This is a genomic window from Levilactobacillus tujiorum (assembly GCF_012641185.1).
Classification (GTDB): Bacteria; Bacillota; Bacilli; order Lactobacillales; family Lactobacillaceae; genus Levilactobacillus; species Levilactobacillus tujiorum.
Genome location: NZ_JAAXLK010000007.1, coordinates 26,236 through 41,034 on the forward strand (window position 1 = coordinate 26,236; position 14,799 = coordinate 41,034).

Sequence of the window (14,799 nt, forward strand, 5' to 3'; positions counted from 1 at the left end):
GATCATGATGAAAATCTTTGATTCACATACTCATTTAAACAGCGCAGAATTTATTAAAGAAGTGCCACGGTACCTCAAACAAGCCGCGGACTTGGGCGTGGTTAAAATGGTCAATATCGGGTCCAACACGCAGTTGAACGCCGATGCCATTAAGTTAGCCCACCAATATCCCCAACTGTATGCGGCAGTTGGTTGGCATCCAGAAGATGCGAAGAACTACGATGCCGCTGCTGAAAAGGTCCTGGAGGAGCAGTTAGCTGACGAGCAAGTCGTTGCGCTGGGCGAGATTGGGCTGGACTATCATTGGGATAGTTCGCCACAGGATGTGCAACGCCGGGTGTTTGCCCGTCAATTGGCGATCGCTAAAGAAGTCGGTAAACCCGTCGCCATCCACAACCGCGACGCCTTCGAAGATACGTACCGGATTCTCAAGGAAGGCGGCGTCAGCGAGGTTGGTGGCGTGATGCACAGTTTCAACGGCGATCCGGAGTGGCTTAAGAAATTTTTGGATTTGGGCATGCACATTTCATATTCGGGCGTCGCTAGCTTCAAGAACGCTCATGAAGTTCATGATGCCGTTCGGGCAACCCCGCTGGACGTGATGATGGTTGAGACGGATGCGCCTTACCTGACACCGGAACCACATCGTGGCGAGCAGAATCAACCTGGCTTCACCCGGTATACGGTTGAGGCGATTGCTAAGGAGCGGTCGACGACGCCGGAAGAGATTGCGGCTGCCACCTACCACAACGCAGAGGAGTTTTATCAGATTAATGAAAAAGATTAAAGAGGTCCTCGTGGTCGAGGGCAAAGATGATACCAAGGCGATTAACCGCGCCGTTAACGCGGATACTATTGAGACCCGGGGCTCGGCGATTGATGAGGACACGCTGGCCTTGATTGAAAAGTTGGCCGATCAACGGGGCGTGATTATTTTCACCGATCCAGACTTCTCGGGCGAGAAAATTCGCAAGATTGTCGCGGAAGCTGTGCCAAACGCCAAACACGCCTTCTTGCCTAAGGCGCAGGGACGGCCGGACAAGGCGGGCGGCTCACTAGGTGTTGAGCACGCCACGCCAGCGGCCATTCGGGCGGCCTTGGATCACGTGTATACGGAAGCACCGGCGGCACCAACGCTGATTACCCATGAGGACTTGATAGTTGCCGGCTTGATTGGTGGTCCCGGGGCCAAGGAACGGCGCGAGCAACTCGGTGAGCTCCTGCAGATTGGTTACGTCAATGGTAAGCAATTGGAAAAACGCCTGCGGATGTTCGGGATTCAACCCGCGGATTTTGCCGCGGCTTTGCAACAGATTCGTCAAAAGGAGGATTCCCATGAAAAATAGTGTACCTGAAATCGGATCGCCAGCCAGAACCAAAGCCATCCTGACGCGCTACAAGTTAGTCGCCAAGAAGAGCTTGGGCCAGAACTTCCTGTCAGACCTGAATATTTTGCGGAACATTGTGGCCGCAGGTGACGTGACGGAAAATGATAACGTCATTGAAATTGGTCCGGGGATTGGAGCGCTGACGGAGCAGATTGCGAAGCGCGCACGTAAAGTGGTGGCTTTCGAAATTGACGAAAATCTGTTGCCAGTGCTGGACGAGACGTTAATGGATTACGATAATATCAAGGTGATTAACCAAGATATTCTGAAGGCGAATTTGCCGGCCGTCATCAAGGATGAATTTGAGCCGGGCCATCCCGTTAAAATTGTCGCTAACTTGCCATACTACATTACCACGCCGATCCTAATGGGCGTGCTGCAGAGTGGGGTCGATTTTGACGAGATTGTGGTGATGATGCAGAGTGAAGTCGCAGATCGCTTGGTTGCCAAGCCGGGCGAGAAGGCTTACGGTTCGTTATCAGTCGTCATGCAGTACCGGGCCCACGTGGAGGTTGCCTTTGACGTGCCGCGGACGGCATTTATTCCACAGCCTAACGTTGATTCGGCGATTATCCGCCTGTCCCCACGAGAACCACTACCGGTAAAACCGTACGAAGACCAAGCCCTTTTTCGATTTGTTAAGGGCTGCTTCGCTCATCGCCGGAAGACACTGTGGAACAATCTGCAAGGGATCTTCGGCAAGCAGCCGGAAGTGCGGGAACGGATTGAAACCGTCTTAAATGATGTTGAAATCTCTCGGCAGCTGCGACCAGAACGCTTAACTTTAATAAATTTTATCGAATTAACCAACGCTTTTCACAATGAAGGACTTATGTAACCCTTTTCAATCGCGGATTCTTGCGGATTAAAGGCTAGTGTGGTATAATTTGCGTTTTTTGTGAAACCATGGTATCATGTTTCACAGAGGTGAAGTGCATGCCAACAAGTTTAGCGAACATTAAGAATAAACTGGACGATCGCATTGGCGAAAAGTTAATGGTGATCGCACAGGCCGGGCGTAAGAAGACGACAGAGCGGCATGGAATTCTTCGGGAAACCTATCCAGCTGTTTTCGTTGTGGATTTGGACCAGGACGAGAATTCGTTTGAACGGGTTTCATACAGCTATACCGACATTTTAACGAAAAACATCGAAGTTGACTTTGATGAATAAATAATTGGGCCAATCTGGCCTTTTTATTTTATCTTAAATTACATAAAAGGATTCGCCAGACCTTGTCAATTAAGAGTTGATAAGGGTTTGGAGAACCCTTTTTATTTTCAGCACAACCATAGTATAATAGGCTTAATCAGATTCACGAGAACGGTAGGCAGTGACCTATCTGGAATTAAGGTGAGTTCATGCAACTGATTGAAAAGGCGCCTGCTAAGATAAATCTTGGACTTGACACCCCTTACCATCACCAGGATGGTGCGGAAGAGTGGAACATGGTCATGACGTCCGTGGACTTAGCGGACTATGTTGAAATTCAAACGTTAACGAAGCACAAACGCATCCGAGTGGCCTCGGACAGTGGCTTTTTGCCGAACGATCAGCGCAACTTAGCTTATCAGGCTGCGCATTTACTCCAAACCAAGTTTAACGTGGGTGAGGGGGTCAATATTCGTATTAAAAAGAATATTCCAGTGGCCGCCGGATTAGGTGGCGGCTCGTCCGATGCAGCCGCCGTTTTGCGGGGACTGAATCAATTGTGGCAACTGGGTCTAACGTGGCAAGAGCTGGCGGAATTGGGGCTACAGATTGATTCTGACGTCCCGTACTGTGTCTACGGCCGGACGGCGCACGTGCGGGGACGAGGAGAACGGATTACCCCCTTGTCGAAGTTGCCGGCGGCTTGGGTGGTATTGGCTAAGCCCAAGGTGAGCGTCTCAACGCCCAGCATTTTACAGCAGATTCGTTACGATGAATTGGCCCATCCCGATATCGATGGCTTGCTGCGTGCAGTCCGTGATCAGGACATTGAAGAGATGTGTGCGGTGATGGGCAACGTGTTGGAACCCCTGACCGCGCACCGCTATCCAGAGATTACCCAGCTGAAGCAGCAACTCATGCGGTTTGGGGCCGACGCGGCACAAATGAGTGGGACGGGGCCGACCGTCTTCGGCTTGTGTAGTAAACAGTCGCGTGCTCAACGCGTCTTTAATGGGATGAAGGGCTTCTGTCGGGAAGTGTATTTAGTGCGGCCATTGCCGTAGTCAGTGAAGAAGGTAAACGATGAGTAAAACACAGGAGATTTTTCAAGCCATTCAGGATGATCCGCAGAATGCGGCGTTCACGCAACAGGGGATTCAGCCGCTATATCACGTGGATGAAAATGCTGAGATTCTGTTGGTGAGTCAGGCGCCGAGCCGCAGTGCACAAGCGTCGATGACCTTTTGGGATGATGCGAGTGGCAATCGGTTGCGGGATTGGATGGGGGTCACCAAGGACCAGTTTTATCATTCAGGGAAGTTAGCGGTGTTGCCGCTAGACTTTTATTACCCGGGAAAACACGTCCATGGCGGTGATCTACCACCACGTAAGGGCTTTGCGGATAAATGGCATGCGCCATTGCTGGACTTGATGCCCAAGATTAAACTGACTTTGCTGATTGGCCAGTATGCGCAGAAGTATTATTTGCCTAAACGAGAAAAGACATTGACGGCGACCGTTGAACATTACGCGGACTACTTACCGGATTATTTCCCGTTGGTGCATCCGTCCCCGTTGAATTACGGTTGGATGAACCAGCATCCATGGTTTAAGGAAGACGTGGTGCCGGAGTTACAGGCGCGAGTTCACCAGATTATCAAGTAAAGGGGGTCACCTGCAGCTGGTAGAGATTTCGCCTGCTATGGGGACCACCTGCGGCCTGAGAAGCGGTCCTCCGGCTCGGTTTGAAACCTGACAAGGAAGCGTCAGTTTCCAAACGCGTCCCACGCTGTAAGCCGAGAATCGGCTAACACCGTCGACATAGCTGACTCCACCTCTGCCAGCCTCCAGTTAAGCTAGTCTTTGAATGACAAATCGGTTTAAATATCTGGAGTGTTGGTGTTTAACCAGTGATAGTTGATAACTTCCGTGTAGCCGTGAGTGAGCCAAATTTGAGCTCAGCCGTGGGATTTACCAAGTGGTTCTCTTGGTAAATGGCGGCTTTAAGACGTGTTCTTCGGCTTAAAGCGAGGCTAGAGACCGTCCTTTGGCTCTAGCCGTCCTCCCCACAGCATTCCAGCTCAAATTTGGCGAACGGTAAGGCGGCTGGTTTCCACATACCAAAAGAAGATGAAAATAGCGCGTTAAGTCAGCTGAAACGTTGATTTAACGCGCTTTTTGTATAACTAAATTTGTAAGACGTCTGGCTGGTATTGTCGTTGAAAAACCGGCATGATAGCTAGGTGAGGTGAACAGTGTGGAAAATGAAAGACGGCGGGTTAGTCCGCAATTGGTAGCGGAAATGCAGGCGGCATTGAACTTGCCGATGACTCAGGCGAGTTTGATTCGTTTATTGTATGGGCAGACACTAGTGGCTAATTTGGACCATGGAGGGGAACCTTCACTGCGAGCAACAGCCGACAATAAAAATCCCTACACAACCAACGACTCGCAGTTCGCTGGTAATGCAGGGATTTCCGATAACGTTTAAAATTTAATGATCATTACAGAGTGATGGTCGTGTTGTCGCCAGTTAAAGTGGCTTTAGTGACCGCGCCGTTCTCATGAACGAATACGGTTGCTGTGCCAGTCAAACCAGTAGTGCTGACCTTCAGTTCGTTACCATGACGGTCGACAGTAACCTTGCCGGCGTCGTGGCCCTTTTGATCAACAACGGTCGTGCTGGTCGTGCCTTCATGCATATCGTACAGATGGATATCCAAATCCTTGGTGAAGTCATAATCAGCGTGAACGGCCTTAGGATTCCGTAACAGGATCGTGTTGTCACGAGCCAAGACAGGCAGGCTTAATTCGTCGTAGTTTAGACTCAACCACTTGCCGTCTTTGATATCATAGAATTCGTTGTCGTCAATGATGCTGGTCCACTTGCCAGCAGGCAGGTAGAGGTTGACGTGGCCTTCGTGGTTGAAGACAGGGGCAACTAACAGCCGACTCCCGAACATGTATTGGTTGTCCAGTGAGTGGGTGGTCAAATCATCCTGGAATTCGAACCACATTGGCCGCATTAATGGGTTACCGTAGGCAGTGTCATGTGCTGCTTGGGTGTACAGGTAAGGCATCAGTGACAGTTTCAAGTTAACAAACTTCCGGCTGTTTTCTACGGCTTCATCATCGAAGTTCCATGGCACCCGGTAAACATTGCTGCCGTGGTAACGACTGTGTGAGGATAACAGGCCGAATTGCGTCCAACGTTTGTACAGATCTGGCGTTGGTGTATCGGGACCATCCTCGAAACCACCAATATCGTGGCTCCAGAAGGCAAACCCAGAACTCAGGAAGGACAGGCCACCGTGTAAGGTGTCAGACATGTTCTTGAAGGTTGACAAGGCGTCGCCACCCCAGTGAACAGGGAACTTTTGTGAACCGACAGTTGCGGAGCGAGCGAAGACCACAGCTTCATCCTTGCCCTTATTTTCAGCAATCGTGTCGAAGACAGCTTCGTTGTATTGCAACGTGTAGTAGTTGTGTTCGCGCTTAGGATCGGAGCCATCAAAGAAGACGGCATCGTCAACGGGAATCCGTTCACCGAAGTCAGTCTTGAAGCAATCCACACCCATATCGAGTAAGGCTTGCAGTTTGCCCTTGTACCACTTAACGGCGGCAGGGTTGGTGAAGTCGACAAAGGCGTTGCCGGCTTGCCAGAGGTCCCATTGCCAGATGTTGCCATCTTCGCGCTTGACGAAGTAGCCATTCTTCTTGCCTTCTTCAAACATCTTCCCCTTTTGGGCGATGTATGGATTAATCCAGACACAGACCTTGATACCGCGGTCATGAATCTTCTTAATCAGACCTTCTGGATCTGGGAATTCGTCGCGATCCCATTCCATGTTGGACCATTCGAAGCCCTTTTGCCAGAAGCAGTCGAAATGGAAGACATCTAGTGGAATGTGATGTTCTTTCATGCCGTCGATAAACTTCAAGACGGTTTCTTCACTGTAATCCGTGGTGAAGGAAGTCGTCAGCCACAGCCCGAAGGACCAAGCAGGTGGCAATTGCATTTGACCAGTTAACTCGGCGTAACGGTGCAGAATTTCTTGTGGGGTAGGGCCGTAGATCACGTAGTACTGTAAGGATTGACCTTCGGTACTAAATTGAACCCGGTCAACGTTTTCAGAAGTAATTTCAAAGTCAACGGGTTGTGGTTGGTCAACGAAGACCCCATAGCCAGCGTCCGTTAAGTAGAATGGAATGTTCTTGTAAGATTGTTCGGAAGCTGTCCCACCATCTTGGTTATCGATGCGGACTTCTTGACCGTTCTTAATGAAGTTACCGAAGCGTTCACCTAAGCCATAGACTTTGTCGTCAACGCCCACGTTGAGTTGTTCACGCATGTAGTCTTTGTTGGTTGACTTATCGTGAATCACACCTTGCGCCTTATCCAACGACTGGGTTAGTAAATGATCGTTGTGTAAAAAGTCTAATTGGAAGGCCTGCTTGAATGGAATGCGGGCAGTTAATTCACCTGACTTAAAGGTTAATTCCTTATCGCCAGTGGTGATCGCAACGTTTGGTTTTTGATCATTGATGTGGTAAGAAGGCCCCTTGGTATCTTGATCAAAGTGGGTGAGCTTAACCCCAATCACACCTTCAATAGGTGAGGTTAGGTTAATTGTACTCATCCCCAAGTTAAGTTCGTCACCCCGTTCGTTGATGAACTTAAATGGTGCATACAACGTTAATTGGCGATCCGTCTTCTGATAGTCGAAGACTTCACGTGGTGATTCAATTTGGTATTGTGGCCGGTTTAGCCAGTAACCATTCGTAAACTTCATGGATAAACACCCCTCTAATTTTTTAGAAAGTTGAATTTTCTTAATCGACACTCACAGTGTACGTTGCAAAATTCAGAATGTCAACGCTTACAATAGACGCAAAATAGGCTTAAAAGTGATAAGAAAGGGCCATACATAGCTGTTAGGGGCGAACGCCGACTAAAGAAAAATATTTTTATAAAAAATGGTGAGTGCGGTGCCGAAGTGGCGGCGAATTGCTGGATAATTGTGATTTATCGGTAGCTAACTTAACAAAAGATTGAGTTTAATCAGCCATTAAATTTAATGAGGAGCCAGCGAGTCTGTTCCATATTAGAGGTACAGCCATTAGAGGGACTAAGGGAATCAAGTAAAGGAGATATTTACGAAAGTGGTATTGACAAATGAAAGCGGTTACAGTATGCTATGCATTGAAAATTGAATTTCCTTAAACGTCGACGTTTTTGCAATTAACTCAAATTTCATTATTCGATTCATAAATTATAGAGGTGTGTACTTATGAGTGAAAATGCTCCTAAAGTCGCGGTCTCCGAGAAAAATATGGTGCCGTGGAACGAACGAATCGCCTATAGTTTTAGTGATTTTGCTTGCAACCTGTCCTTCCAAATGGTTGGGACATACTTAATGATTTTCTACACCGATACTTTTGGTCTTAGTGCCGCTGCTGTTGGGACGCTGTTCTTGGTAGCACGGATTGTCGATGCTTTTGATGGCCCATTCTGGGGAATTATGATTGACCACACGCATACTAAGTGGGGGAAGAGCCGACCGTACTGGTTATGGTTCTCAATTCCATTTGCGGTCTTCTGTGTACTGGTCTTCACCACGCCAAGCATGAGTTTAACTTGGAAGTTGGTTTGGGCATACATCACCTATATTGGGGTGGATGTGCTGTACTCGGCCGTTAACATTCCAATTACCTCGATCTTGCCATCATTGACGAGTAACCCCCAAGAACGGGTCACGTTGTCCACGATTCGGCAATTCATGGGAACTGCTGGTGCCACGATTATTACTGGGATCACGTTAACCATGGTTGCCTTCTTCGGTCACGGCTCAACGACGAGCGCGCGTGGCTGGTTCATCTGGGCTTTAATTGTCGGGATTATCGTAGTTGTGATTTTCGGATTTGTCTTTAAGAACACGACTGAACGGGTTCAAACGAAGAGTTCTCGTCGTTCTATTCCAATTAAAGAATCTCTGAGAGCTTTGAAGCGCAACTGGCCATGGGCTATTATCATCTTCATCAACTTCATCTACTGGATGGGGATGCAGACGCGTTCACAAGTTACGGTTTACTTCTTCAAGTACAACATGCACGATGCAACGTTGGCTTCATTCGTATTGAGTTTACAAATCGTTGCTTTGGTTGCCGTGGTCTTGACGCCATGGACCTCCAAGCTGATTGGTAAGCGGAACACGATGTTAGCCGGAATGATTTTGGCCGTTGTTGGTCAATTGCTGTTGAGCTTAGGCGCTAACAACCTGAGCGTACCAATGATTATTGTCGCTACGATTGTTGGTTACTTAGGAACTGGTTATGTATCTGGTTTAATCGCCGTTATGCTGGCCGACGCTGTGGATTATGGTGAATGGAAGAACGGTGTCCGTGCCGAAGGGATCGTTACGTCATTCTCCAGTTTCAGTGCCAAGTTAGGTATGGGTATTGGTGGGGTTATCACCGGTTGGATTTTATCCGCAACGGGTTACGTCGCCAACCAAACGCAAACTGCCGGTGCCTTACACGGGATTGAATTGAACTATATTTGGGTACCACTGTTAGGGTTTGCCCTTTCTGGAATTGCTTTGATGTTCTACCATGTTGATGGGATTGAAAAGAAGATGCAAAGTGATTTGGCAGAAAAGCACGCTCGTGAAAATGCAGAAGATGCCAAAGACGGTGAATAAACGATAAAGTGAGTGACTGGCATGATCATTAACAAAGACGTGATGCGCGACCACAATGAACACTCGGTTTTACAGACGATTGTGAATCATGGACCGATTTCGCGAAATGAAATTTCTAAGTTGTTAGGTTTGAATAAGGTCACGGTGTCCGATATCGTGGGCCGATTCACGGAACGAAAATTGGTATCCAGTCAGGGCGAGGCTGCGGCCAAGCCAGGCAGCGGTCGTCGAGCAGAGTTGGTGGCCTTCAACGCGACGTATGGTTATGTGATTAATTTCAGCATTTCTGGGGTCATTTTGGAAATGCTGGTCACCCAGTTGGACGGTCGGGCGCTGGAATACAGCGAGAGTCCGTTGCAACACCCCACGGTTGATGAGATTGTGGCCAAAATGGACGATATGATCGCACAACTGCCAGAATTCGAAGTGGACAATGGGTTACAGGCCATTTCGATCGCGATCTTTGGAAGTGTTTACCAGAACGAAGTGGTCACGTCACCGTTCGTGGATTTTGGTGATTTCGATCTGGTGGGCTACTTCAAACAACGCTATCACGTGCCGGTAATTGTTGAGAATGAAGCCAATTTATCGGCGGTATTTGAACAGGATTTTAGTAAGCAGGAACTGCAAAGCATCGTTTCCGTCAGCATTCACGAAGGAATTGGTGCCGGGATTATCGTGAACAAACAACTCTACCGGGGAAATTACGGCCGCGCGGGTGAGATCGGCCAAATCATGATTCAGGGTGCGGGCAAGCCCCGCCAACGACTGGCGAAACTGCCTAACTTTGATCACGAGTGGTCGGAAGCCGCGTTATTAAGAAAGGCCGCGCGGTTGAAAGCAGTTGATCACTACACGTTAGCTGAATTGGTCGCAGCCGCCGATCAGGGAGACGCCGTTATCGTTGACCTGATTGAGGATTTCTGTTACCACTTGGCAATTGTGACCAGTGATTTAATCGCTGCGTATGATCCCCAGATGGTCTTCTTCAATTCACCGCTGATTGATCAGCTCCCGGAAATCCTGAAGAATATCCAGATGAAATTGAGCTTTATGCCGCTAGTACCACCGTTAGTCATGTCTAAAGATGTGAAGTATGCGACCTTGTTGGGTGGCGCGTCGTTGGTCATTCATCAGGTGTTGGACATGCCAAGCACACGCTTGATTTTTCACCACTAAGTTACACCAAAGTGCGGGTCGTACAGCTCACGAGGCTGCATGGCCCGCGCTTTGTCATTTAAAGAACGGACGTTGCCGCCTTACCGTTCGCCAAAATCCATCTTTACCATATGCTTAAAGATAAACAAGGCGAAACCATCACCTGCGGCTGGCAGAGATTCCGCCTGCTGTGGGGACCGCCTGCGGCCTGAGAAGCGGTCCTCCGGCTCGGTTCGAAGACTGACCAAGACCGTCAGTCTCCAAACACGTCCCACGCTGTAAGCCGATTCTCGGCTAACACCGTCGACACGGCTGGCTCCATCTCTGCCCTCCTCCGGTTAAGCTAGTCTTTGCATGACAGACAAAATTAATCATTTGGTTCGTCAGCATTTAACCAATGATGGTTGATAACTGCTATGCAGCCGCGAGTGAGCCAAATTTGAGCTCAGCCGTGGGATTTACCAAGTGACTTTCTTGGTAAATGGCGGCTTTGAGACGTGAACTTTTCGGCTCAAAGCGAGGTCTAAGACCGCTCTGTGGCTTAGACCGTCCTCCCCACAGCGTTCCAGCTCAAATTTGGCGAACGGTAAGGCGGAGGTCATCCAGGATGTTTACTTTTAGTTGTATCAGTGAGTAGTGCAGAAACGTTAGAGATAGGAATTACAAGGAGGAATTTATAGTGACAAGTAGAACTTTGCCAGCAGGATTTTTATGGGGTGGCGCCGTAGCTGCCCACCAAGTAGAAGGGGCCTATAACGTTGACGGTAAAGGGCTTAGCGTAGCCGACGTCATGACGGCAGCCGGGACGCATGATGAACGGAAGATTACGCAGGGGGTGCAACCCGGTGAATTTTATCCTAACCATGAGGCGGTGGACTTTTATCATCGTTACCCAGAAGATGTGAAGCTTTTTGCCGAAATGGGCTTTAAGAGTTTTCGCACGTCGATTGCCTGGTCACGAATCTTTCCGCAGGGGGATGAACTGGAGCCGAATGAAGCGGGGCTAGCCTTTTACGACCGTCTCTTCGATGAATGCCACAAGTATGGCATTGAACCAGTCGTTACGCTGTCACATTTTGAAATGCCTTATCATTTAGTGACGGCTTACGGGGGCTTCCGTAGTCGGCAGACGATCACCTTCTTTACCCGGTTTGCGCGGGCCGTCTTCACCCGTTACCGTGACAATGTGAAGTACTGGTTGACCTTTAATGAAATCAACAATCAAACAAACTATGATCGTGAGTTCACGTTATTCACTAACTCCGGGTTTCAGGTGAAGCCGGGCGAAAATGCCGAGGCAGTGATGTATCAAGCGGCCCACTACGAGGTGGTTGCCAGTGCCTTAGCCGTTCAGATTGCGCACAGTATCAATCCGGATTTCCAAGTGGGCGCAATGGTGGCATTTACGCCCGTTTATCCGGCGACGGACAATCCACGCGATGTTTTCAAGTCGCAGCGGGCCATGCAGTCACGCTTCTGGTTCTCAGACGTGCAAGTAGAGGGCCAGTATCCGAGTTGGTTAACCCACTACTTTCAAGCTAAAAAGTATGATCTGGATATCACGCCCGCTGACTTGGCGAACCTGAAGAAGGGGACGGTGGATTATCTGGGCTTTAGTTACTACATGTCCTTTGCGACTCAAGCGAACGACCATGAAGATGACCAATTTTCTTACAACGAGTCGCAGGACTTGGTGACGAACCAGTTCGTGCCGCAGTCCGATTGGGGCTGGCAAGTCGATCCTGAGGGCCTGCGGTATGCCTTGAACTGGATGAATGATCGTTATCATCTGCCATTGTTCGTGGTGGAAAATGGTATCGGTGCGATTGACCATTTAACCGCCGACCATGAAGTGCATGACCAATATCGGATTGACTATCTGCGGGAACACATTGAACAGATGGAATTGGCGATGACTGAGGATGGCGTCGAGGTGATGGGGTACACGCCTTGGAGTGCGATCGACATTGTTTCCGCTAGCACGGGGCAATTGTCGAAGCGGTACGGCTTCATTTACGTTGACCGCAACGACGATGGCAGTGGCAGTCTCGCCCGTTATCGTAAGGATTCTTTCTACTGGTACCAGCACGTGATTGCCACGAATGGTGCCGAGCTTAATCAGACAGTAGGTGAAAAAGATGAGAGTAAATCCTGAGCCCCTCTTAGTGATTGATATTGGCGGAACCACCGTCAAATATGGGGTGTGGTTACACCAACAGTTGCTCCATAAAGATCGCTTTAAAACACCAGACAATCGGTCAGACCTCTTAGCCGCCATTGTAGAGTTGAAGGCGCGCTTGCAGCTCCCGTTTGTGGGGGTGGCGATCAGCCTGCCAGGCAGTGTGGATACGGTGGCCGGCAGAATCTCTGGGACGAGCGCCGTGGATTATCTCAATGATTTTCCCATTAAGGCGACCTTGCAAGCGGCACTTGGGTTGCCGGTGAGCATTCAAAACGATGCCAACTGTGCGGCTCTGGCTGAGGTCTGGCAGGGCAATGCGGCAGACGTCACGGACGCTGCGTTACTGGTGATTGGCACCGGTATCGGTGGGGCAATTGTGATGAATGGCCAGTTGGTAACGGGCAAGCAGAACTTTACTGGCGAGTTGGGCTATCAAGTCATGAATGATCGGGGTGAGACGCTCAGTGAACTGGCGAGTCCCGTGCGGATGTCCCAGCGGTATCAGCGCTTGGCGCGGCGGCCCCACTCTGTCTCCGCTCGCGAGGTTTATCAGGCTGCGGCGAAAGGGGATGCGCTGGCACAGCGGTGCATTCACGATATGTTAACTTACTTGAGCCGGGCGGCCTTTAACTTAGTCGTGAGTTTGAATCCGCAGCGCCTGTTGATCGGGGGTGGCATCTCGGAACGACCGGGATTTGTCGACGACGTTCAGCAGCGGGTTCAACGCTTATTGACGCGACATGGCGCCCCGTTAACGGCAGACATTCAGGCCTGCAAGTTTCATAACGATGCTAACTTGATTGGAGCCGCGCGTCAGTTTTACTTGGAAAATGGAGATAAGCCAGTTGAAGGTGCCGTACGGATACTGGTGCGATAGTTAACGGATTGAAGGTCTCACCGGTCGTGAGTTGATGGGTGAGGCCTTTTTCATTCAGCCAAGGATTTAAGCTTAGTCCGATCCAAAGTTTAAAGACGGCAAGAGGCCATTATGTGCACCAAATCACTGGCAGCAATGCCACTTACAAAACTTACATTAATTACATAACTTTCGCTATGTATATTAGTGAGCAAGTAGCCGCTATGATTGATTTATCAAATAGATTAATCACGGAGGCGACAAGGATGAGCGTGCTTAAAGCAGTTGAATCGACGTTCACAAATGCAGCAATTATTAGTTCCATCACTTCTACTATTTTTATTATTCTTTTGGGCTTCTTCTTACGGCGACGGGGAACTTTCGGCGAAAACTTTGGGAAAGTATTGACCAAGGTTGCCCTTACCGTGGCTATTCCGGCCCTGGCCTTCAATTCATTCATGCAACCCATGAATGACGAGGCTTTCAAGCAAGGAATGGGCGTACTGATCTGGGGAATTGTGATTTATATTCTTTTGATCTTCGTTACGCCATTTATGTATCAGCGGTATGTTAAGGGAGAACGTGAAGTTTTAGCTATCTTAACGACCTTTGGTTCGACTACGTTCTTCGGAATTCCAATTGTTGGGGCCGTGTATGGTGCTAAAGGGGTTATGTACAGTTCTATCTTCAATATTGGTTACCGGATCTTCCTTTACTCTTACGCCTACATCAAGATGTCCGGCTTAAAGATGGAAGCAAAGAACGTGAAAAAGATGTTTGCCAACCCCATCGTGATTGCGACCTTCTTAGGGTTGTTCATGTGGTTAGGGCAGCACCTGGTTCCACAGGTGACCGTTCACGCGGCCATCAACGGGGTACAACAAACCGGGCTGACCACGGTGGCCTTTTACCGAATCGATCAGACCGCCCTGTGGCTGTACAAACCGTTAACTTATTTGGCAAACTTGTCCTCACCACTGGCTTGGTTGGCAATTGGTGTGACGTTAGGCTCAATTTCCTTTAAGACGGCCGCGGAAGACAAGACGCCTTGGTACTACGCCTTGAATAAGGTCATCATCGTGCCACTGTTGAACTTGGTTATTTTATGGCTCCTCAGCATCACGCACATTCTGCCATTGAGCTTTACGGCCGTGGCGACTGTCGTCGTGATGATGGCTACTCCAACGGCTGCCGTGGCTTCGGCTTATGCCATTAGTTTCGACAGAGAAGCCGTGATGTCTTCGAATGCTTCATTTATTTCGACCATCTGTGCCGTGGTGATGATGCCGATTTGGATCGCTATTTTACAAGTGATCAGCGGCCTGGGAATCTTTAATTAATCGCGATATTAACTAGAAAAGG

Annotated in this window: 13 protein-coding genes; 12 read left to right on the top strand and 1 reads right to left on the bottom strand. The window is 49.2% G+C overall.

From position 1 onward, the window contains the following. Positions 1-7 precede the first annotated feature (7 nt). The 7 genes from HF569_RS04760 (at position 8) to HF569_RS04790 (ending at position 5,031) form a co-directional block, all read left to right on the top strand. Positions 8-787, top strand: coding sequence for a TatD family hydrolase (locus tag HF569_RS04760; RefSeq protein WP_168850230.1), 780 nt, complete (start codon positions 8-10; stop codon positions 785-787). After that, positions 774-1,346: a ribonuclease M5 gene (gene rnmV, locus HF569_RS04765; protein ID WP_168901522.1), complete on the top strand. Its 573-nt coding sequence runs from the start codon at positions 774-776 to the stop codon at positions 1,344-1,346. Before HF569_RS04760 ends, rnmV begins: the two co-directional genes overlap by 14 nt. Beyond that, positions 1,336-2,226 (top strand): 16S rRNA (adenine(1518)-N(6)/adenine(1519)-N(6))-dimethyltransferase RsmA, encoded by an 891-nt coding sequence (gene rsmA, locus HF569_RS04770; RefSeq protein ID WP_168901523.1) that lies wholly within the window; start codon positions 1,336-1,338, stop codon positions 2,224-2,226. The genes rnmV and rsmA overlap by 11 nt, the downstream gene beginning before the upstream one ends. Positions 2,227-2,324: 98 nt before the next feature. Next, on the top strand, positions 2,325-2,561 hold the full coding sequence (locus tag HF569_RS04775) for a Veg family protein (protein ID WP_011667243.1): 237 nt from the start codon (positions 2,325-2,327) through the stop codon (positions 2,559-2,561). Between the two features lie 188 nt (positions 2,562-2,749). Continuing rightward, positions 2,750-3,604: a 4-(cytidine 5'-diphospho)-2-C-methyl-D-erythritol kinase gene (ispE, locus tag HF569_RS04780; protein WP_168850237.1), complete on the top strand. Its 855-nt coding sequence runs from the start codon at positions 2,750-2,752 to the stop codon at positions 3,602-3,604. A 19-nt stretch (positions 3,605-3,623) separates the two neighbouring features. Continuing rightward, positions 3,624-4,205: a uracil-DNA glycosylase family protein gene (locus tag HF569_RS04785; protein ID WP_168901524.1), complete on the top strand. Its 582-nt coding sequence runs from the start codon at positions 3,624-3,626 to the stop codon at positions 4,203-4,205. A 592-nt stretch (positions 4,206-4,797) separates the two neighbouring features. Continuing rightward, positions 4,798-5,031, top strand: coding sequence for a hypothetical protein (locus HF569_RS04790; protein WP_168901525.1), 234 nt, complete (start codon positions 4,798-4,800; stop codon positions 5,029-5,031). Positions 5,032-5,044: 13 nt separating this feature from the next. Here the strand turns inward: HF569_RS04790 and yicI are convergent, their stop codons facing one another. Then, the gene (gene yicI, locus HF569_RS04795) at positions 5,045-7,333 is read right to left on the bottom strand and encodes an alpha-xylosidase (RefSeq protein ID WP_168901526.1); all 2,289 of its coding nucleotides are present in this window, start codon (positions 7,331-7,333) and stop codon (positions 5,045-5,047) included. A gap of 498 nt (positions 7,334-7,831) precedes the next feature. On the opposite strand from yicI, the gene HF569_RS04800 reads away from it, so the two are divergent. The 5 genes from HF569_RS04800 (at position 7,832) to HF569_RS04820 (ending at position 14,777) form a co-directional block, all read left to right on the top strand. Further along, entirely contained in the window at positions 7,832-9,241 is a 1,410-nt protein-coding gene (locus HF569_RS04800; protein ID WP_168850241.1) for an MFS transporter, read from the top strand. 21 nt (positions 9,242-9,262) lie between these two features. Further along, a complete protein-coding gene (locus tag HF569_RS04805; RefSeq protein ID WP_168901527.1) occupies positions 9,263-10,420 on the top strand; it encodes an ROK family transcriptional regulator in 1,158 nt (385 codons plus the stop codon). Between the two features lie 658 nt (positions 10,421-11,078). Further along, positions 11,079-12,554 (top strand): 6-phospho-beta-glucosidase, encoded by a 1,476-nt coding sequence (locus HF569_RS04810; RefSeq protein ID WP_168901528.1) that lies wholly within the window; start codon positions 11,079-11,081, stop codon positions 12,552-12,554. Then, positions 12,538-13,458 carry an ROK family protein gene (locus HF569_RS04815; protein ID WP_168901529.1) on the top strand — a complete coding sequence of 307 codons (921 nt, stop codon included), beginning with the start codon at positions 12,538-12,540 and terminating at the stop codon, positions 13,456-13,458. The genes HF569_RS04810 and HF569_RS04815 overlap by 17 nt, the downstream gene beginning before the upstream one ends. A 245-nt stretch (positions 13,459-13,703) precedes the next feature. Beyond that, positions 13,704-14,777, top strand: coding sequence for an AEC family transporter (locus HF569_RS04820; RefSeq protein WP_168901530.1), 1,074 nt, complete (start codon positions 13,704-13,706; stop codon positions 14,775-14,777). Positions 14,778-14,799 lie beyond the last annotated feature (22 nt).